The organism is Streptomyces sp. XY431, from assembly GCF_001279805.1.
Classification (GTDB): Bacteria; Actinomycetota; Actinomycetes; order Streptomycetales; family Streptomycetaceae; genus Kitasatospora; species Kitasatospora purpeofusca.
Window position 1 is genome coordinate 1 of sequence record NZ_LGDO01000498.1, and the last position, 18,404, is coordinate 18,404.

Below are 18,404 nucleotides of genomic sequence, written 5' to 3' on the forward strand. Positions count from 1 at the left end.
CCAGGCCCCCCCCCCCCCCCCTTCCCTACCCTGAACCCCCCCCCCCCCGGGCCCCCCCCCCGGAGGAAGGCCCCCCCTCCCCCCCCCGCCGTTCCCGCCCCCGGCCCGAGCCGACCGGCCACCCCGCCGCGTCCCCCGGGAACGCCGCGCACAGCACGTACGCCGCGCACGCCGCGATCGAGCTGCGCGGCGTCCGGCGCAGCTACGGCCGCGGCACCGAGGCCGTGCACGCGCTGCGCGGCATCGACCTGGCGCTCGGCCGGGGCACGTTCACCGCCGTGATGGGACCGTCCGGCTCCGGCAAGAGCACCTTCCTGCAGTGCGCGGCCGGTCTGGACCGCCCGACCGCCGGCGAGGTCCACCTGGGCGGCGAGGAGATCACCCGGCTGAGCGAGGACCGGCTGACCAAGCTGCGCCGCGGCCGGATCGGTTTCGTCTTCCAGTCCTTCAACCTGCTGCCCTCGCTGACGGTGCTGCAGAACGTGCTGCTCCCGCTGCGTCTCGCCGGCGAGCGCCAGGACCGCTCCCGGGCCCGGGAGCTGCTCGCCCGGGTCGGCCTCGGGGAGCACGCCGGGCGGCGCCCGGGGCAGCTGTCCGGCGGCCAGCAGCAGCGGGTGGCGATCGCCCGGGCGCTGATCACCGATCCGGACGTGGTGTTCGCGGACGAGCCGACCGGCGCGCTGGACACCCGCACCGCGCACGAGGTGCTCGGCCTGCTGCGGAACGCGGTCGACACCATGGGTGCCACCGTCGTCATGGTGACCCACGACCCGGTGGCGGCCTCGTTCGCCGACCGGGTGGTGTTCCTGGCCGACGGTGCCCTCGCCGACGAGCTGTACCGGCCGGACCCCAAGACCGTCGCCGACCGGATGGTGTCGCTCACCGCCCGCCCGCTGGGGGCGGCGGCATGAGCAACGGACTCGCCCGCGCCTCGGTGCGCTTCCGTCCCGCCTCCTTCGTCGGGACCTTCGTCGCCCTGTTCTTCGCCGCCGCCGTGATCACGGCCTGCGGCACCCTGCTGCAGACCGGCATCACGGCCTCGGTGCCGGCCGGCCGGTACGCGGACGCCCCCGTGGTGGTGGCCGCCGACCAGACCGTCGGCATCACCTTCCGGCAGGGCGAGGACACCGACAGCGAGGAGCAGCCCCTCCCCGACCGGGCCCGGGTGGACGCGGCGCTGACGGCCCGGATCGCCGCGCAGCCGGGGGTGGCGGCCGCCCGCCCGGACAGCGCGTTCCCGCTGCAGGGCGGGCCGGGCGGCCCGCTCACCGGCCGGGGCTTCGCCGCGCTCGGCATCGCCGGCGCGCAGGACCGCCTGGTCGAGGGCCGTGCCCCCGGCGCCGGCGAGGTCGTGCTGGACGCCGACACCGCGCGCGCCGCGCAGCTGGCCCCCGGCGGCACGGTGGCGCTCACCGCTCCGGGCGGCAGCGGGAGCTACCGGATCTCCGGCCTCGCCGCCCCGCAGTCGGCCGGACCCACGGCCTGGTTCGCCGACCAGCAGGCCGACCGGCTCTCGGGCCATCCCGGCCGGGTGGACGCGATCGCCGTCCAGCCGCGCGAGGGGGTGACCGCCAAGGCCCTCGCCGCCCAGGTCGGGACGGCCGTGGGCGGTGCCGCCGAGGTGCGGACCGGCCGGGACCGGGGCACCGTCGAGCAGCCCGCGCTCACCGGGGCCCGCGAGGCGCTGGCCGGGATCGGCGGCTCCTTCGGCGGTATCGCCGCCATGACCGCCGTGTTCGTGGTGGTCTCCACCGTCGCCCTCGCCACCGGCCAGCGCGCCCGCGAGTTCGCGCTGCTGCGCGCCGTCGGTGCCACGCCCCGGCAGATCCGCCGCACCATCGCCACCGAGGCGATGCTGGTCGCGCCGCTGGCCGCCGCGAGCGGCATCCTGCCCGGCCTGGGCCTGGCCCGCTGGTGGTTCGACGGGATGGTGGAGCGCGGGGCCGTCCCCGAGGCCGTCGAACTGTCCGTCGGGCCGCTGCCGATGGTCGCCGCGGTGGTGCTGTGCACGCTCGCGGCGCTCGCGGCCGGCTTCTTCGCGGCCCGCCGCCCGGCCCGGATGCGGGCCAGCCAGGCGCTGGGCGCGGCCGCCGTCGAACCGTCCCGGCCGGGGTGGATCCGCACCGGCCTGGGCCTGCTCTTCACCGCCGGCGGCATCGTGCTCGCCGGGGTCGCCACCGGGCTGAACGGCACCGACGCCGCCAACACCGCGCTGGGCGTGGTGATGTGCTTCCTGACGGCGGTCGCCCTGCTGGGCCCCTGGGTGGCCCGGGTCGCGGCCGGACTGCTCGGGGTGCCGCTGCGGGCCGGCGGCGCGCCCGGCTCGCTGGCGGCCGACAACACCCGTGCCAACGCCCGTCGGCTGGCCTCGGCGATCACGCCGATCGCCATGGTCACCGCCTTCTGCGGCACCCTGCTGTTCATGCAGAGCACCGTCCGGCACGAGAGCGGCGAGCAGGTGCGGGCCGGTCTCACCGCCGACCACGTGCTCGGCTCCACCGGCCCCGGCCTGCCGGCCGCCGTGCCGGGTGCCGCCGGTGCCGCCGGGACCCCCGGGGTGGTCGAACGGGCGGCCGGGCTGCCCGGTGTGGAGGCGGCCGTCGGCGTGCTGCGCACCGGCGTCGTGTACCGCGAGGGCCACGATCTGGACTCGGCCCCCGCGCTGGGCATCACCGGCGACCCGTCCCGGCTGCCCCGGGTGCTCGACCTCGACGTCCGCACCGGTTCGCTCGCCGATCTCGGCCGCTCCCCGGACACCGTGGCGCTGGACGCCGCCCTGGCCTCGGCCCTGGGCGCCGAGGTGGGCGAGCGGGTGCAGCTCTGGCTCGGGGACGGCACGGAGACCCGGCCGCTGGTGGTCGCCACGTACGGGCGCGGGCTCGGCTTCGGCCAGGTGCTGCTGCCGAGGGCGGCGGTCGCGGAGCACGTCACCGCGGCGTACGACCAGCAGGTGCTGGTCGCGGACGCGTCCGGCGCGGACCGGGCGGCGGTCGCCCGGGGGCTGGCGGGGCTCGGCGTCCCGGGAATGACCGTCACCGACCGGGCGGGCTTCGCGGTGCAGGCGGACAAGGACCAGGAGATGGGCGCCTGGGTGAACGCGGTGATGGCCGCGGTGCTCGGCGGGTTCGCCGCGGTCACAGCCGCCAACACCCTGGTGATGACGGTGCTGGACCGGCGGCGCGAGGTGGCGCTGCTCCGGCTGGCCGGGACCACCCGGGGGCAGGTGCGCCACATGATGCGCTGGGAGGCGCTGCTGGTGGCCGCGACCGGTCTGGGGGTCGGCGCGGTGATCGCCTGGGTCACCCTGGTGCCGGTCACCCGGGGCCTCACCGGCGCCACGCCGTACGTGCCGCCGGGGACGGCGCTGCCGCTGGCCGCCGGGGCGGTGGCGCTCTGCCTGGCCGCGACGGCCCTGCCGGCCAGGGCGCTGCTGCGGTCCCGCCCGATCGCGACGAGCGGCGGCAAGCAGTAGCGGTTCGGCGCGAGGAGGGCGCGGCGCGAGGAGGGGCGCGGCGCGAGGAGGGGCGGCCTTCGGGTCCGGGCCCCGGTCCACCGAGGGCGACGGGGGTGTCGTCGGTGGACCGGGGCCCTTCGCGTACGCGGGGCCGCGCACGCGGGGACGTACGCGGGCGCGTACGCGGGGGCTCGCGTGCCCGTGCCCGCGCGTACGGCTCCGCGCGCGCATGGGCTCGCGGGGGCGCGGGGGAGGCTCGCGACAGCGGGCCGCGCTGTGCGTCGCACCGGCCGTTCGGGTGACAAAGCCGCGCCGGAAAGCCGCGCGAGAGTGGTCGTCGTCCGTAAAGCCCTTGATCCACACCGATAGTGATGTGTGATCAGTTACGCTCACGGCCGCGTCCGTCCAGGTGGCGCGCGCCCGTAGCGCCACGTCGTACCCACCCACCCCCGCGCCGAGCGCGTCCGGCATGCCCGTCATCCCGGCCTGCCCGCTCCGCCGCGGTGCCCGGCAGAGAGAAGGCCGACCGTTGAGCAGTCCCCCCGTGGCCCGCACGCCCCGCCTGCCGTTGCTCGCCCCGGCGAGCCCGTCGGCCGCCGCCCCGGCCGTCCCCCCGGGGGTCCGGGTGCCGCGGTTGCTGCTGCGGGCCACCGCGACCGCGTCGGCCGTGCTGGGGCTGGCCCAGACGGTGCTGGCCGGCAGCTTCCTGAACGGCCACTACGAGGCGCTCCGGGCGCACGAGCTGACCGCGATGGCTCTGGGCGGTCTGCTGCTCGCCCAGCTGCCGGTGGCCGCGCTGGTCCGCCGGGGCGGGGGAGCGGGCGGCGCGCGCGGGCCGTGGTGGCCGCTCGGCGCCACCGCGCTGCTGCTGGCCGCGGCCGGGGCGCAGATGGGGACCGGCTACGAACGGGCGGTCGGGGTGCACGTCACCCTGGGCGTGCTGCTGGTCAGTGGGCTGCTGTTCGGCCTGGTCGGCGCCTGGCGGCCGGCCCCGGCATCGGCCCCGGCGCCGTCGTCGACGCCGGACGCCGAATCGAGCGCCGACCCGGTCGGCGAATCCGGCTCCGGCTCCGGCTCCGGGATCGGCTCCGGCTCCGGCTCCGGTGACGGCGGCCCCGGCCGGCTGCCCCGGCCCACCGGCGCGGGGGCCGACGCGGTGGAGGTGGCGCCGTGAACCGCCGCCGGTTCCTCGGCGCCGGCGTGGCCGTGCTCGGCGCGGGCGCCGTCGGGGCCTTCGCCGGCCCGGCGACCGCCCGGCTGCTGGCCGAGGCCCGGCCGGGCCGGCTGCTGAGCAGCGAGGTCCCGCTCCCGGCGGCGTTCCAGGTGCCGCTGCCCGTTCCGGCGGTTCTCGCCCCCGTCCGCTCCGACGCCACCGCGGACCACTACGAGATCACCCAGCAGACCGCCCGGCTGGAGATCCTGCCCGGCCTGCGCACCGAGGCCTGGACGTACGGCGGGACCTTCCCCGGCCCGACCCTGGTGGCCCGCTCCGGCCGGGAGATGGTGGTGCGGCACCGCAACGAGCTGGTGGTGCCCACGGTGGTCCACCTCCACGGCGGCCACACCCCGGCCGAGAGCGACGGCTACCCGGTGGATCTGCTGCTCCCGGTCGGCTCCTCCGCCGACCGCTCCACCTGGGCCGCCCACGCCGGCCACGGGGACCACGCGATGCCCGGCATGGCAGGTATGCCGGGTATGGCAGGCATGGCGGGCGCCGCGGACCGCTCCCGGACCGTCACCGGAGAGCGCACCTACGCCTACCCGTGCCGCCAGCGCGCCGCCACCCTCTGGTACCACGACCACCGGATGGGCTTCACCGGCCCCGGCGTCTGGCGCGGCCTGGCCGGCTTCCACCTGGTCCGCGACGAGGAGGAGGACGCCCTGCCGCTGCCGCGCGGCGAGCGCGAGCTCCCGCTGATGCTCGCCGACCGCTCCTTCGCCGCCGACGGCTCCTTCGCCTACCCCGCCGTCGACGCGACCCTCGCCGTCCCCGGCGTCACCGAGGACTACATGAACGGCGTCCTCGGCGACGTCGTCCTGGTCAACGGCGCGCCCTGGCCGCGCGCCGAGGTCGACCGGGCCCGCTACCGGCTGCGCGTGCTCAACGCCTCCAACACGCGCCTCTACCGGCTCGAACTCGACCCGCAGCCGTCCGGCGGCGGCGCCCTGGTGCAGATCGGCGGCGACGGCGGCCTGCTGGAGCAGCCGATCGCGCACGACGCGGTCGAGATCGCGCCCGCCGAGCGCTTCGACCTGGTGGTCGACTTCTCCCGCTACCCGGCCGGCACCCAGGTCCGGCTGATGAACCGGTTCGGCAGCGGGCGGACGGAGGAGGTGATGCTCTTCGACGTCTCCTCGCGGCCGGTGCGCGACGACTCGACGGTCCCCGAACGGCTCTGCACCCTGGAGCGGCTCGACCCGGCCGCGGCCGTCACCACCCGGACCTTCGGCTTCCGGCGCAGTCGCAACGCGGGCTGGACGATCAACAACCAGCCCTACGAGCCGGGCCGCGCGCTCGCCCGGCCGGCACTCGGCTCCACCGAGATCTGGCGGTTCTTCTCGGACGTCCACCACCCCGTCCATGTGCACCTGAACGCCTTCCAGGTGCTGTCCCGCAACGGCAAGGACCCGGGGCCGTACGACGCGGGCTGGAAGGACACCGTGGACCTGCGGCCGGCCGAGGCGGTGGAGGTGCTGGTGCGGTTCACCGACTTCGCGGGGACGTACATGCTGCACTGCCACAACCTGGAGCACGAGGACATGGCGATGATGGCGGACTTCGTGGTGGAGTGACCGGTTCCGCCCCGCCACCCGGTCGGCCCAGCCCGCTCGGCGGCGCGCGGGCGGGGCGACCGGACGCCCGCCCTGCCCGTCCGCCTTGCCCGGACGTCCGCCCCGCCCGTCCCCGCCTTGCCCGTCCGCCTTGCCCGGACGTCCGCCTTGTCCGTCCACCCCGCCCGGCTCCGGCGCGGGCCGTCCGGTCCCGACATGCCGTGCCGCCGGGCGTGATCTAGCGTCGCGGGGAGGGCCGCGGGAGCATCCGGGTCCTGCCGGACGAGGCACCCGCTGGACGGACCGTACCGAGGAGCCGCGCATGACCAGTCCGACCGAACGCCGGCGGCGCGGCCGGGCCGCCCGCGAGCGCGTACCGCGTTCCGCCCACGGCCCCTGGATCCCCGCCGCCGACCGGCCCGACCCGCTGGCCGTCCTGGCCCGGCAGGCCGAGGACCGGCTCACCGACCTCGGCCCGATCCGCTACGGGCGGATGGCCGAATCGGCGTTCGCCTTCCTGCGCGGCTCCGCCGCCGTCATGGCCGCCGACCTGGCGGCCGTCCCCGACACCGGTATCACCGTCCAACTCTGCGGTGACGCCCATCTGTTGAACTTCGGCGTGTACGCCTCGCCGGAGCGCGCGCTGCTCTTCGACGTCAACGACTTCGACGAGACCTACCCCGGCCCGTTCGAGTGGGACGTCAAGCGCCTCGCCGCCAGCGTCGCCGTCGCGGCCCGCGACAACGGCCACAGCGAGGAGCAGGTCCGCCGGGCCGCGCTCACCGCCGCGCAGGGTTACGCCGGCGCGGTGCGCCGCCTCGCCGGCGTGGGCGAACTCGACGTCTGGTACGCCCGGATCGACACCGAGGACATCCTGCCGCTGGTCGCCAAGGGCAGCCGCCGCAAGCGCGTCGAGGCCAATCTGGACAAGGCCCGCCGCCGCACCAGCCTCCAGGCCTTCGGCAAGCTCACCGAGAAGGGCGAGGACGGACGGCGCCGGATCGTCGACGACCCGCCGCTGATCGAGCGGCTGCCGGAGGACGAACTTCGCCAGGTCGGCAAGATCTACGGCGACTACCGGGCGACCCTCGCCGAGGACCGCCGCGTCCTGCTCGACCGGTTCCAACTGGTGGACGTGGCCCGCAAGGTGGTCGGCGTCGGCAGCGTCGGCACCCGCTGCTTCATCCTGCTGCTGTCGGGGCGGGACGAGAAGGACCCGCTGTTCCTGCAGATCAAGGAGGCCGGGCGGTCCGTGCTGGAGGAGTACCTGCCCGCCTCGCGTCCGTCCGCCGAGGCCCCGGTGGTCCACGGCGGCCGCCGGGTCGTCACCGGCCAGCACCTCATGCAGGCGGCCAGCGACATCTTCCTCGGCTGGACCACCGGCCCGGCCGGCCGGCACTTCTACGGCCGCCAGCTGCGCGACATGAAGGGCTCGGCGGACATCGCCCGGATGACGCCCGCCGACCTGCGCCAGTACGCCGACCTCTGCGGCCGCACCCTCGCCCGCGCGCACGCCCGCTCCGGCGACCGGCTCGCCGTCGCCGGCTACCTGGGCCGCTCGGACGCCTTCGCCGAGGCCATCGCCGACTTCTCGGTCGGGTACGCCGACCGGACCGCCGCCGACCACGCCGAGCTGCTGGCGGCGATCGACGACGGCACGGTGACGGCGCAGCAGGGCGTCTGAGGGGGTGTCCGAGGGGGCCGAGGGGTTGGGCGTCCGACCGACGGGACGTCCGGCCTGATCGGCCCCGCCCCGTCCCGTCCCGCCCCGCCCCGCCCCGAGAGTTCACCGCGGCCATTCCCCCCGGGGAATGGCCGCGCGGCGCCGTCCCCGATACAACTGGCTGTCGTGGACTTTCCCAGTACGCTCCGCGAGCGCCGCACCGGCCGCCGTCTCAGTCAGCTCGAACTCGCCGGCCGGGCGGGCACCACCCAGCGCCACCTCAGCTTCATGGAGTCGGGCCGGTCGGCGCCCGGGCGCGGCATGGTCGTCCGGCTCGCCGAGTCGCTCGACCTGTCGCTGCGCGAGCGCAACGAGCTGCTGCTGTCGGCCGGTTACGCCCCCGTGTACGCGGAGTGCCCGCTCGACGGGCCCGAGCTGGCACCCGTCCGGTCCGCGCTCGGCCACATCCTGGAGGGCCATCTCCCCTATCCCGCCGTGGTGGTGGACGGCCGGGGCGGCATTGTCGCGGCCAACGCCGCGCTCGGACTGCTGACCGAGGGGGTCGCACCGGAGCTGCTCGGCCGGGGCGCGAACGCCTACCGGCTCGCCCTGCACCCGGCCGGGCTCGCCCCGAGGATCGTCAACTTCGCGGCGTGGTCCCGGCACGTCCTGGCGGCGACCTCCCACCTGACCGAACTGCACGACGAACTGGCGGGCTATGTGCCGCCGTTGGACGAGTCCCCGGCCGCCCGGGATCCGCTGGGCTTCGCCGTCCCGCTGCATCTGCGCAGCCCGTTCGGCGAGTTGCACCTGATGACCACGGTGACCACCTTCGCCACCGCCGTCGACGTCACACTCGCCGAACTGCGGCTGGAGGCCTTCCTGCCGGTCGACGAGCCGACGGCCGCCGCCCTGCGCGCCTACGCGGAGCAGGAACCGGGGGATCAGAGCCCGGGGAACTGGTAGTCGGTCGCGATCCGGTCGTCCCCGTCCAGCACCAGCAGCTCCACCCCGCCGCCGAGCACCTCGTCCTCGCCCGGGCGCACCATCACCCAGGTGAGCTTGACGGCGTCGCCGACCCGGATCGCCTCGCCCTGCTCGCGGAAGGCGCAGCCGCCGCCGGCCACGAACTCCTGGTGCGCCCGGGCCACCCGCCGTTCCAGCGCGTCATGGCCGCGCGCCTCCAACACGGTTTCTGCGAAGCCGAGTTCGGCTGCTCGCTCGCGCATGTCCGCGGGCGGCTGGAGCAGGTGGACGCCGTCCGCCGCCCACAGCTCCTCGACCGCCCGGCGCCGCCGCTCCGGGTCGGGCTCGTTCCAGAGTGCGACATAGCGGTCGGCGATCCGCTGTGCGGTGCCGGTGGTGCCGGTGGTGCCGGTGGTGCTGGTAGTGCCAGTAGTGCTGGTGCTCATCTGCGGCTGGTCCCCTCGTGATGGTCGGTCGTCCCGCTCGTCGTCCATCCTGCGCGGGCCCGTCATGGTCGACAATTCCCGGCGGGGAATGCCGACGACCCGCCCCGGGACCCGTCCACCGGCGGGGGAGGGGCCCCGCCGAGTGGTGGATTGCGAACCGTCGGGCCCCCGCCGAACGGGGGTGGTCGGACTCCGGGCGTGCACCAACCACCCTTGGTGGCACAGTCCCTGAGGTGCGATCGGGGTGCTGTTCACTTGTCGGACATGTCTTCGACAACCTGATTTCTCGTCAGTAACATGACGATCCGCGCGGCCGTGCGGGCCGCGCTCCCCCTTGCCACCACCCACCCTCGTTCCCGGGCGGGCGCGCACCGTCCGTGCGCCGCCGCCCGTGCGGAACTCGCCGCTGAAAGAGCCCCGGTGAAGAGTCCTCTCGTCCCGGCCGTCCGGCCTGCCCTCGCCTCCCTGCTCCTGCTCGGCGTCGCCGCCTGCGGGCCCGCCTCCGGCGACGGGCGGGCCGCGTCGGTCGCCGTCGACGTCCCGTCCGCCGTTCCCGTCGCCGCCACCGGCACGGCGAACCCGGCGGCCCCCGCGTCCGGCGGATCCCCGACCGCGCACGCCTCGGCGGCCACCGCCGCCCGCCCCGCCGGCAAGGCGGCCGCTCCCGCCCCCGGCGGATCCTCCGCCGCCGCGCCCCCGGCCTCCTCGGCCCCGGCCGCTGCCGCCGTCGCGCCGCCGACGGGCCCCGCCCCGCAGCTGCTGCCGGTCGCTGCCGCGCAGCCCGGGGCGCAGACCGTGGCCGTCGGTACCCCGTCCGCCGACGGCTCCGCCGCCACCCCGGCGGCGGCCACCGACCTGCGGCTCACCGCCTACGACCCGGCCGCCGGCACCGCCGTCCTGTCCGCGCCCGCCGCGTCCACGGTGCCCTCGGCCCCCGCGTCCGCCGCGTCCTCGGCTCCCGCCGCCGCCGCGTCCTCGCCCTCCGCCGTCCCGGCTCTCACCCAGGCCGTCCAGCCCGGGCGCCTGCTCGCCAGCCCGCCCACCGACGCCGCCCCGCAGGGCGCGCTCCTCGCCGTCACCGCCGTCCACCCGGGCGCCGGCAACACCCTCAGCCTCGCCACCCGCCCGGCCACCCTGCCCGAACTGCTCGGTGCCGCCGAGGCCGACGGCACGGTCCCCGTCGACCCCAAGGCGATCAAGGTCACCCCGCTGGTCAAGGACGTCACGGCCACCGTCGGCCGGGAGAACGGCACCACCAAGGCGGAGGCCTCCGGCACCCTGGAGGTCGACGCCAAGGCCCCGATCCCGCTGCCGGGCGGCGCCACCGCCGAGGCCACCGGCGAACTCGCCCTCCACCCGTCGGTCCGCTTCGCCTACCACGGCGCCGGCGTCGGCACCCCGCGCACCGCCTCCATCGGCTTCGACCTCGGCGCCCGCGCCCACTGGAAGGTCACCGGCGACTTCGCCCGCGCCACCGCCGCGCCGGTCCGGGTCCCCTTCGCCAAGCTCCAGGCCAGCCCGGTGCTGACCGTCGCCGGGCTGCCGGTCGTCGTCAACCTCGCCCTCACCTGCTACCTGGAGGTCGGCGCCGACGGCCAGGTCCACGTCGAGGCCGAGCAGGAGGCCGCCGGCACCTGGGCCGTCCGCGCCGACTGGACCGGCGGCGGCCGCGGCTGGACCTCCGCCGCCGACGCCCCCGACACCAAGGTCTCCCTGGTCCACGTCCGCCTCGACGGCAAGGCCTCCGTCCGCGCCACCCTCGGCACCGAGGTCAGCGTCGGCCTCTACGACGCGGTCGGCGTCGAGGCCACCGTCGCCCCCTACCTCCAGGCCAAGGCCGACGGCTCCCTCGCCGTGGACGTCCCCGGCGGCACGCCCCGGCTCCAGGGCAGCTGGGCCCTCGTCGGCGGCATCGACCTCAACGGTGCACTGCTCGCCCACCTCAAGATCTTCGGCACCCCGCTGATCGAGGGCAGGCTCCCCCTCCCGGCCTTCCACCGCGAATGGCCCCTCCTCACCGGCACCCTGCCCACCCCCACCCCGAAGGGCTGACCCGGCTCCCACCGACCGAACGCCCCTCTGCCGCGACCTTCCGTGCGGCAGAGGGGCGTTCGGCGTGCGGGGATCCATGGACCTACCGCACAGGAAGTCGGCCGGTCCGACCTCCTGTGCGCGGCGGCTCGACTCATCGCCGCACCACCGGGGTGCCGGTCGCCGCCACCTCTGGTGGGCGCCCGCCGCCGGACGCGTTGTCAGTGGCCCGTGCCAGGATCCGGTTCATGCTGGAGATCACGGTGCGGACGGAAGACGACCGGAACCACCCCCGGCCGGAGGTCGAGGCGTTGGCCGGGCTGGTGCGGCGGATCGGGGGCAGGCGGGACCGCTTCCTGGTGGTCGAGCGGATACCCGACGAGCCCGACGTCTACGTGCAGGTGTGGCACGAGCGCGGGGGCGAGTACTCCTTCGAGTACCGGGACGGCGGCGCCGACCGGCACTTCCAGGTGAAGCTCGACGACCCCGGGCCGGTGATCACCGCCATGGCCGCCTGGGCCCGCCGCGAGCCGGGGTGGGGCGAGGAGTTCGCCTGGGAGGCACTGGAGTTGGGGTAGCGGCGGCTCAGCTCATGGACCAGACGGTCGGGTCGTGCGGGACGGGAGGGGAGAGTACCGGCGGGCGGGGAGCGACCGGGAGGGCGGCCGATGCGCCGGCCGTCCGGGTCACCACTTCCTCGGTGACGCTCGGCGTCGTGCCGGGGGTCACCGGTCCGGAGCGGACCTGTGCGCTCGCCTCGTCCAGCAGGTCGATCGCGGCACCCGGCAGGGCGTGGCCGGGAAGGTAGCCGTGCGCGAGTCGGGCGGCCGCGGCGAGGGCCTCGTCGGTGATCACGACCTCGTGGTGGTCGACCAGCCGCTGGCGGGCGCTGCGCAGGATCTCCAGGACGTCCTCGGGCGCCGGTTCGGCCACCGGCACCGGCTGGATCCGCCGGTCCAGGCCGGAGTCCCGCTCCCACCGGCGGTGGTCGGCGGAGCCGGCGGCCGCGACGATCGAGACGCCGGGCACGTCGAACACCGGCCGGAAGAAGGCCAGCGCCTCGGCCTGCCCCTCCCGGGTGCGGACGACGGAGAGGGCGTTGTCGAGGAAGAGGACGAGGTCCGAGGACCGGAGGATGTCCTGCACCAGTTCGGCCATCACTTCGGTGAAGCGCCCGTGGTGCCGGGGGTCGGTGAACAGTGCGGTGATGTCGAGGCGGAGGACGGTCCGGCCGAGGAATCGTGAGGGCACTTCCTGGCGGACGACGGCCTGCGCCAGCCCGGCCGCGATGCTGGTTTTCCCTACTCCGGGATCGCCCACCAGCAGCGCGACGTTGCGGGCCCGCCGGCTGAGTACCTGGAGGACACGGTCGATGTCCGCGCGGCGTCCGAGTACACCTTCGGGCCGCTCGCCGTCGACCGCTGAAGTGAGTTCCCGGCCGAGCTTCAGCAGCGAGCCGCGCAGGTTGGGCCGTGCGTCTGACGGTTCGGCCGCCCGCGCGCTCGCGGCGAGGACCTGTTGGCGCAGTTCGTGGAGGTCGACCTCGAAGGCGCTCAGCACCTCCGTCGCCCTGTCGTCCGCCGACTTCATGAGGGCCAGCAGCAGGTGCTGGGGGCCGATGCGGACGCTGTCGAGCCTCGTGGCCTCCTCGCCCGAGAGGTCCAGCACGCTCTTGGCCCCCCGCGTGAACGGAACGGAGGCGAGGACGGGAGGCTGGTCGCCGGGCCGCCCCACCCTTGCCCTGGCTGGTTCGAGCGAGATCCCGAGGGCCGTGAGGGCCTGCCGGGCAGGGCCGTCCTTGTAGCGCAGGAGGGCCAGCAGCAGGTGCTCGGTTCCGACGTAGTGGTAGCCCAGCGTCCTGGCCTCTTCCTGCGCCAGCGTGACCACGCGCCGTGCGGCCAGGGTGAACCTCTCAAACTCCATGCTGCGCACCCCTCTCCAGCACCGCCAGCTCCCTCCGCGCCCGCACCGTGTGCGGGTGCTGCGTCCCCAGCACCCGGTCCCGTTCCGCGACGAGTTGCCGCAGCAGCGCCGTCGCCTCCTCCTCGGCGCCCGTCAGCGCCAGGTTCCGGGCCAGTATGTGCCGGGTCCGCAGGGTGTCCTCGTGTTCGCTGCCGAGGAGGCGGCTGCGGTCGGCGAGGAGGACCCGGAGGACGGCGATGGCCTCCGTCCGGTGGCCGGCCTCGCCGAGGTTGACGGCGAGGAACTGGCGGGTGTGCAGGGTCTCCGGGTGGTCCTTGCCGAGCAGGCGGGCGTGGGCGGCGGGGAGGGGGCGCAGCAGGCGGGCGGCTTCGGCCGGGTCGCCGGCGCCGCCGACGCAGTGGGCGTGGGCGCGGCGGCAGCGCAGGGTGTCCTCGTGTTCGGCGCCGAGGAGGCGGGTCTGTTCGTCCAGGACCTCCCGTAGGGACGCGGCGGCGCCGGCCCAGTCGCCCTCCAGGGCCTGCTGTTCGGCGGCCACCTGTCGCTCGCGCAGTGCGGGGGCGACGGAGGCGGCGTGGATCCGGTTGTGGCCGAGGGCGATCAGGTTGGCGTTGTCGGTGGTGCTGTTGAGGGGGACGGGCAGGCCCTCGGCGACCATCAGGCTGACGAGGCGCTGGTAGAGGTCGTCGATGGTGAGGTACTCCGGGCCGCCGGCGATGCCCTCGCGCAGCAGTCGGATGAGCCGTCCGGAGAAGGCGGTGTGGTCCTCGCCGGGCGGGGAGAGGGAGACCTGGTCGCGCTGGGCGGAGGTCAGCACGTAGGTGCCGGAGACTTCCAGTTGGTTGATGGTGCTGGGGCCGCCGGCCATGGTGCCGGTGACGGCGCGGCCGGAGAAGCAGCAGTCCAGCACGATGATCTTGGTGGTGGCGCGGCTGTTGAGCACGGTGCCGCGCAGTTTGTCGTACTCGATCGAGGTGAAGTCCGGGTCCCCGTACTCGCTGTCGGGCAGCGCGAGGTAGAGGTCGTGCCGGCGGCCGCCGACCAGTCCGTGGCCGGTGAAGTAGACCAGCAGCAGGTCCTCGGCGGCCCGAGCGGCCTCGCGCAGCCGCCGGCCGACCCGGCCGAGGTCGGCGTCGTCGAGCAGGACGGTGCAGTGCTCCTCCGGGACGACCCCGTGGTCCGGGTCGGTGAACAGGGCCGCCAGGTCGGTCACGGTGCGCCGGACCGCCGGGAGGTCCGGCAGGTCAGGGTCCGTGTACGTGCTCGCGCCGACCAGCACGATCCGGGATCGCCGGGGGTCCGGGAGGCGCACCTCAGCCCTGCTCGGGACCGGACGGGGCCGGGCCCTCCGGCTCCTGGCTCTCCAGCGCGGTGCGCAGGATCGCCTCCAGGTCCCCGGCGCGCACCCGCTTGGCGTCGATCTCCACCGTCCCGCCGTCGGTCCGGCGGATCTTCACCCGGACGTCGCTGCGCCGGGGTTGGGCGAACCAGGTGCGCAGCGAGGAGGCGAGTACCTGGAGCGCGCCGCCGGCGCCGAGGGCGACGGTGACGGTGTCCAGTACCGATCCCATCTCCCCGGGGCCGGGCGGACGCCCCGTCAGGGTGACCCTGGTCAGGCCCGGTTCGCCCCGGAGCCAGTCGGTCAGCGACTCGGCCTCCGCGACGGTCCCCGGTCCGGCCTCCCCGCCGGCCACGGAAATGTGCACGTCCACAGGTGCCCCCCACAAGGCTGGTTCTGGACGGAGTCGAGAGCGGTCAGTCTACTGATCCGGCCGACAGTTGCGGGAGGTTCGGATCATTGCCCGGGATCAGTCATCAGGACCAGTCGTCGGGACCAGTCATCGGGACCAGTCATCAGGATCACTCGTCAGGATCACTCGCCCGGGACGAGCAGCCGCAGCGCCCCCGGCACGACGGTGACCTCGACCGGCAGCGCTGCCATGAACTCGCCGTCCGCGTAGGCGGTGATGCCGGGGGAGTCGAGCCGCAGCGAGGTGGTGCGGTGGGTGGTGACCTCGGGCCGCGCGGTGTGGGTGCCCTTGAGCAGGGTGGGGAAGAAGCGGGCGATCCGCCGCCGGGGCATGGCGTCGACGAGGGTGACGTCGAGCAGGCCGTCGGCGGGGTCGGCCTCGGGGCAGATGAGCATCCCGCCGCCGTAGCTGCTGGTGTTGCCGACGGCGGCGAGGGTGAGGTCGCGCTCGATCCGGGTGCCGTCGGCGAGGGTGATCCGGAAGGGCAGCGGGCGGAGATTGGCGAACTCCACGGCGATCGCGAGGTTGTAGCGCATCCGGCCGCGCGGCCAGCGCAGGCGGTTGGTGCGGTCGCTGACCAGGGAGTCGAAGCCGCTGGCGAGGACGGAGCCGAACCAGCGGGTGGTGCCGTCGGCGGCGGTGACCCGGCCGAGGTCGACGGTGCGGGTGCGGCCGGCGGCGACGGTGTCGGCGGCGGCCTCGGGGGTGTCCCGGGGCAGGCCGTGGGCGCGGGCGTGGTCGTTGCCGGTGCCGGCGGGTATCGCGCCGAGCGGGGTGGCGGTGCCGGCCACGGCCTGGAGGGCGAGGTTGATCATGCCGTCGCCGCCGACGACGACCAGGGCGTCGCAGGACGGCGAGGCGACCGCCTCCCGGGCGAGCGCGAGCGACTCGGCGGCGGAGCCGCCCGCCCGCGGGTCCACGGTGATGCCGTGGGCGCGCAGGCGGGCGGTGGCGCGGTGGGCCGCCGGTTCGGCGTGGCCGGCCGCGGCCGCGGGGTTGGTGAGGAGAACGACGCGGGCGATGGTTCTCCGGTCGCTCACGGGATCAACTTGCCTGGGTTGAGGATGCCGGCGGGGTCGATCTCGGCCTTGACGGCGCGCAGGATGCGCACACCGAGGTCGCCGATCTCGTCGGCCATCCAGGGGCGGTGGTCGGTGCCGACGGCGTGGTGGTGGGTGATGGTGCCGCCGGACCGGACGATGGCGTCGCAGGCGGCCCGCTTGGCGGCGCCCCACTGCTGCAGCGGCTCCTCGCCGAGGGCGGCGACCACGGTGAAGTAGAGCGAGGCGCCGGTCGGGTAGACGTGCGAGATGTGGCACAGCACGAGCGAGCCGGGCAGGGCCTCGGTCAGCGCGGTGGTGACGGCGAACCGCAGGGCGTGCAGGTCGCGCCAGCCCGCGGCGGTCTCCAGGGTCTCGCACAGCGCGCCCGCGTCGAGCAGCGAGTCGCGCAGGTACGGGGCGTTGAACCGGCCGTGCTCCCAGGCCCGGGCGGGGGCCTCGCCGAGCGAGGTGCCGCCGGCGGCGAGCAGGGCGGTGCGGGTGAGCTGGTGGCGGGCGGCGACCTGCTCGGCGGTGCCCTCGAAGACGGTGACCGCGAGGCAGCCGCTGATGGCGGCCTCGCCGCCGATCTTCTCGGTCATGGCCAGGTTGATCATCGTCTCGGCCTCGTCGGAGAGCCGGATGACGGTCGGGCCGGTGCCCTGCTGCTCGACGGCGCGCAGCGCGGCGGCGCCGGTGGTGAAGTCGGGGAACGACCAGGCCTCGTACGCCTTGACGGCGGGCACGGGGTGGACGCGCACCCGGACGGCGGTGATCACGCCGAGGGCGCCCTCGGAGCCGAGGAACAGCTCGCGCAGGTCGGGGCCGGCGGCGGAGGCCGGGGCGCGGCCGAGGTCGAGCACACCGGTCGGGGTGACCACCCGCAGGCCGCGCACCATGTCGTCGAACCGTCCGTGGCCGGCCGAGTTCTGGCCGGAGGAGCGGGTGGCCGCGAAGCCGCCGATGGTGGCGAAGCGGAAGCTCTGCGGGTAGTGGCCGAGCTCGAAGCCGCGCTCGGCGAGCAGGGCCTCGGCGGCCGGGCCGGTGAGGCCGGCGCCGAGGAGGGCCTCGCCGGAGGTCCCGTCGAGGTCGAGGAGCTGGTCGAGCCGGCGCAGGTCGAGCGAGACGACGGCGGCGAACGCCCCGCGCTCCGGGTCCAGTCCGCCGACGACGCTGGTGCCGCCGCCGAACGGGACGACGGCGATCCGGCGCTCGGTGCAGACGGCGAGCAGCGCGGTGATCTCGTCCTCGCTGCCGGGCAGCACGACGGCGTCGGGCGCGTCCTGCGGGTCGCGCGAGCGGCGGCGCAGCAGGTCGGGGGTGGACTTGCCGCCGGCCCGGGGGAGGCGGTCGGCGTCGGCGGTGCTGAGGTGGGCCTCGCCGACGACGGCGGCGAGGGCCGCGAGGTCGTCGGGGGTGAGGGCGGACGGCCGCAGGACGACCTCCGAGGCGTCGGGCCCGGGGGCGGCGTCGCCGGTGACGCCGAGGGCGGCGGCGAGCAGGCCCTTGATGTCGGCGGACAGCTCCTTGGCGAGGGCCGGGTCGCCCCAGGCGTCCCACTTCATCGGGGGGAGCGGCAGGGTGGCCGTACCGGTGAGGGTCGCCGGTGCCGCTTGCTTCTCGGGGGTCATGCGTTACAGTTTTACACATCATGTCAAGTAGTAACGAGCCTCACGAACCGGGCGCCGAGCCGAGTGCCGAGCCGAGTGCCGAGCGCGCCGCCGGGCCTGCCGCCGAGCGCGGTGCGGAGCGTGCCGAGCGCGGCACCGATGACGCGATCCTCGACGCCGCCGCCGAGCTGATCGTCCAACTCGGCGTGGGCCGCGCCCAGTTGGCCGAGATCGCGCGCCGCGCCGGGGTGAGCCGGCCGACCGTCTACCGGCGCTGGCCGGACGTCCGCGCCGTGATCGGCGCGCTGCTCACCCGGGAGATCGCGGCCACCCGGGACGCCGTCCGGCTCACCGGCACCGACCGGGCCGCGTTCGTCGACGGCGTGGTCGAGGTGGCCGTCCGGCTGCGGGACCACCCGGTGCTGGGCGCGCTGCTGCGCTCCGGCGACTCCGACACGCTCTTCGAGTACGTGGTCGACCGCCTCGGCGCCAGCCAGCGCGGACTGCTGGAGGCGCTGCGCTCGGGGATCGAGCAGGGGCAGCGGCACGGCTCGATCCGGGCCGGGGAGCCGCTCGAACTGGCCGCGATGGTGCTGCTGATCGCCCAGTCCACCGTGCAGTCGCACCGCATGGTGGCCCCGGTGCTGTCCGAGGAGGCCTGGCGGCGGGAGCTCGCCCGGGCCCTCGACGGGTACCTCGCGCCCTAGCCCTGCCCGGTCGGCGGCACCGGAACCGCTCCCGCTCCCGCTCC

At 75.8% G+C, this 18,404-nt stretch carries 15 protein-coding genes; 9 read left to right on the top strand and 6 right to left on the bottom strand.

What is annotated here, in order from left to right; genetic code table 11:
- Positions 1 to 176 precede the first annotated feature (176 nt).
- The 6 genes from ADK60_RS35310 to ADK60_RS35335 all read left to right on the top strand — a co-directional run bounded on the left by ADK60_RS35310 (position 177) and on the right by ADK60_RS35335 (position 8,855).
- Positions 177 to 911 carry an ABC transporter ATP-binding protein gene (locus tag ADK60_RS35310; RefSeq protein ID WP_053650947.1) on the top strand — a complete coding sequence of 245 codons (735 nt, stop codon included), beginning with the start codon at positions 177 to 179 and terminating at the stop codon, positions 909 to 911.
- Positions 908 to 3,472 carry an FtsX-like permease family protein gene (locus ADK60_RS35315; protein WP_053650948.1) on the top strand — a complete coding sequence of 855 codons (2,565 nt, stop codon included), beginning with the start codon at positions 908 to 910 and terminating at the stop codon, positions 3,470 to 3,472. Before ADK60_RS35310 ends, ADK60_RS35315 begins: the two co-directional genes overlap by 4 nt.
- Before the next feature lie 511 nt (positions 3,473 to 3,983).
- Positions 3,984 to 4,628 (top strand): hypothetical protein, encoded by a 645-nt coding sequence (locus ADK60_RS35320; RefSeq protein WP_159400708.1) that lies wholly within the window; start codon positions 3,984 to 3,986, stop codon positions 4,626 to 4,628.
- Positions 4,625 to 6,247, top strand: coding sequence for a multicopper oxidase family protein (locus tag ADK60_RS35325; RefSeq protein WP_053650950.1), 1,623 nt, complete (start codon positions 4,625 to 4,627; stop codon positions 6,245 to 6,247). The genes ADK60_RS35320 and ADK60_RS35325 overlap by 4 nt, the downstream gene beginning before the upstream one ends.
- A 301-nt stretch (positions 6,248 to 6,548) precedes the next feature.
- Positions 6,549 to 7,910, top strand: coding sequence for a DUF2252 domain-containing protein (locus tag ADK60_RS35330; RefSeq protein WP_053650951.1), 1,362 nt, complete (start codon positions 6,549 to 6,551; stop codon positions 7,908 to 7,910).
- 165 nt (positions 7,911 to 8,075) lie between these two features.
- A complete protein-coding gene (locus ADK60_RS35335; protein WP_053650952.1) occupies positions 8,076 to 8,855 on the top strand; it encodes a helix-turn-helix domain-containing protein in 780 nt (259 codons plus the stop codon).
- Here ADK60_RS35335 and ADK60_RS35340 read toward each other — a convergent pair.
- Complete coding sequence (locus tag ADK60_RS35340) at positions 8,834 to 9,301, bottom strand: hypothetical protein (RefSeq protein ID WP_079008954.1); 468 nt, start codon at positions 9,299 to 9,301, stop codon at positions 8,834 to 8,836. The genes ADK60_RS35335 and ADK60_RS35340 overlap by 22 nt on opposite strands.
- 420 nt (positions 9,302 to 9,721) lie before the next feature.
- On the opposite strand from ADK60_RS35340, the gene ADK60_RS35345 reads away from it, so the two are divergent.
- Entirely contained in the window at positions 9,722 to 11,353 is a 1,632-nt protein-coding gene (locus tag ADK60_RS35345) for a hypothetical protein (protein WP_053650953.1), read from the top strand.
- 227 nt (positions 11,354 to 11,580) lie between these two features.
- Positions 11,581 to 11,910 (top strand): hypothetical protein, encoded by a 330-nt coding sequence (locus ADK60_RS35350; RefSeq protein ID WP_053650954.1) that lies wholly within the window; start codon positions 11,581 to 11,583, stop codon positions 11,908 to 11,910.
- A gap of 7 nt (positions 11,911 to 11,917) precedes the next feature.
- Here ADK60_RS35350 and ADK60_RS35355 read toward each other — a convergent pair whose 3' ends face one another.
- The 5 genes from ADK60_RS35355 to ADK60_RS35375 form a co-directional block, all read right to left on the bottom strand.
- The gene (locus ADK60_RS35355; RefSeq protein ID WP_079008955.1) at positions 11,918 to 13,255 is read right to left on the bottom strand and encodes a Clp protease N-terminal domain-containing protein; all 1,338 of its coding nucleotides are present in this window, start codon (positions 13,253 to 13,255) and stop codon (positions 11,918 to 11,920) included.
- Positions 13,245 to 14,564 (bottom strand): caspase, EACC1-associated type, encoded by a 1,320-nt coding sequence (locus ADK60_RS35360; RefSeq protein ID WP_053650956.1) that lies wholly within the window; start codon positions 14,562 to 14,564, stop codon positions 13,245 to 13,247. Before ADK60_RS35360 ends, ADK60_RS35355 begins: the two co-directional genes overlap by 11 nt.
- 1 nt (position 14,565) lies before the next feature.
- The gene (locus tag ADK60_RS35365) at positions 14,566 to 14,958 is read right to left on the bottom strand and encodes an effector-associated constant component EACC1 (RefSeq protein ID WP_159400709.1); all 393 of its coding nucleotides are present in this window, start codon (positions 14,956 to 14,958) and stop codon (positions 14,566 to 14,568) included.
- A 167-nt stretch (positions 14,959 to 15,125) separates the two neighbouring features.
- The gene (locus ADK60_RS35370) at positions 15,126 to 16,043 is read right to left on the bottom strand and encodes a diacylglycerol kinase (RefSeq protein ID WP_053650958.1); all 918 of its coding nucleotides are present in this window, start codon (positions 16,041 to 16,043) and stop codon (positions 15,126 to 15,128) included.
- Positions 16,040 to 17,608: an FAD-binding oxidoreductase gene (locus ADK60_RS35375; protein WP_053650966.1), complete on the bottom strand. Its 1,569-nt coding sequence runs from the start codon at positions 17,606 to 17,608 to the stop codon at positions 16,040 to 16,042. The genes ADK60_RS35370 and ADK60_RS35375 overlap by 4 nt, the downstream gene beginning before the upstream one ends.
- 86 nt (positions 17,609 to 17,694) lie before the next feature.
- Here ADK60_RS35375 and ADK60_RS35380 point away from each other — a divergent pair, with 86 nt between their 5' ends.
- Positions 17,695 to 18,360 (top strand): TetR/AcrR family transcriptional regulator, encoded by a 666-nt coding sequence (locus tag ADK60_RS35380; protein WP_079008956.1) that lies wholly within the window; start codon positions 17,695 to 17,697, stop codon positions 18,358 to 18,360.
- Positions 18,361 to 18,404 lie beyond the last annotated feature (44 nt).

What these genes read in the sequence shown, in the direction of transcription:
- ADK60_RS35315 (WP_053650948.1), top strand. Translation starts at nt 908, where the DNA reads ATGAGCAACGGACTCGCCCGCGCCTCGGTGCGCTTCCGTCCCGCCTCC.
- ADK60_RS35330 (WP_053650951.1), top strand. Translation starts at nt 6,549, where the DNA reads ATGACCAGTCCGACCGAACGCCGGCGGCGCGGCCGGGCCGCCCGCGAG.
- ADK60_RS35340 (WP_079008954.1), bottom strand. Translation starts at nt 9,301, where the DNA reads ATGAGCACCAGCACTACTGGCACTACCAGCACCACCGGCACCACCGGC.
- ADK60_RS35350 (WP_053650954.1), top strand. Translation starts at nt 11,581, where the DNA reads ATGCTGGAGATCACGGTGCGGACGGAAGACGACCGGAACCACCCCCGG.
- ADK60_RS35355 (WP_079008955.1), bottom strand. Translation starts at nt 13,255, where the DNA reads ATGGAGTTTGAGAGGTTCACCCTGGCCGCACGGCGCGTGGTCACGCTG.
- ADK60_RS35375 (WP_053650966.1), bottom strand. Translation starts at nt 17,608, where the DNA reads ATGAAGTGGGACGCCTGGGGCGACCCGGCCCTCGCCAAGGAGCTGTCC.
- ADK60_RS35380 (WP_079008956.1), top strand. Translation starts at nt 17,695, where the DNA reads ATGTCAAGTAGTAACGAGCCTCACGAACCGGGCGCCGAGCCGAGTGCC.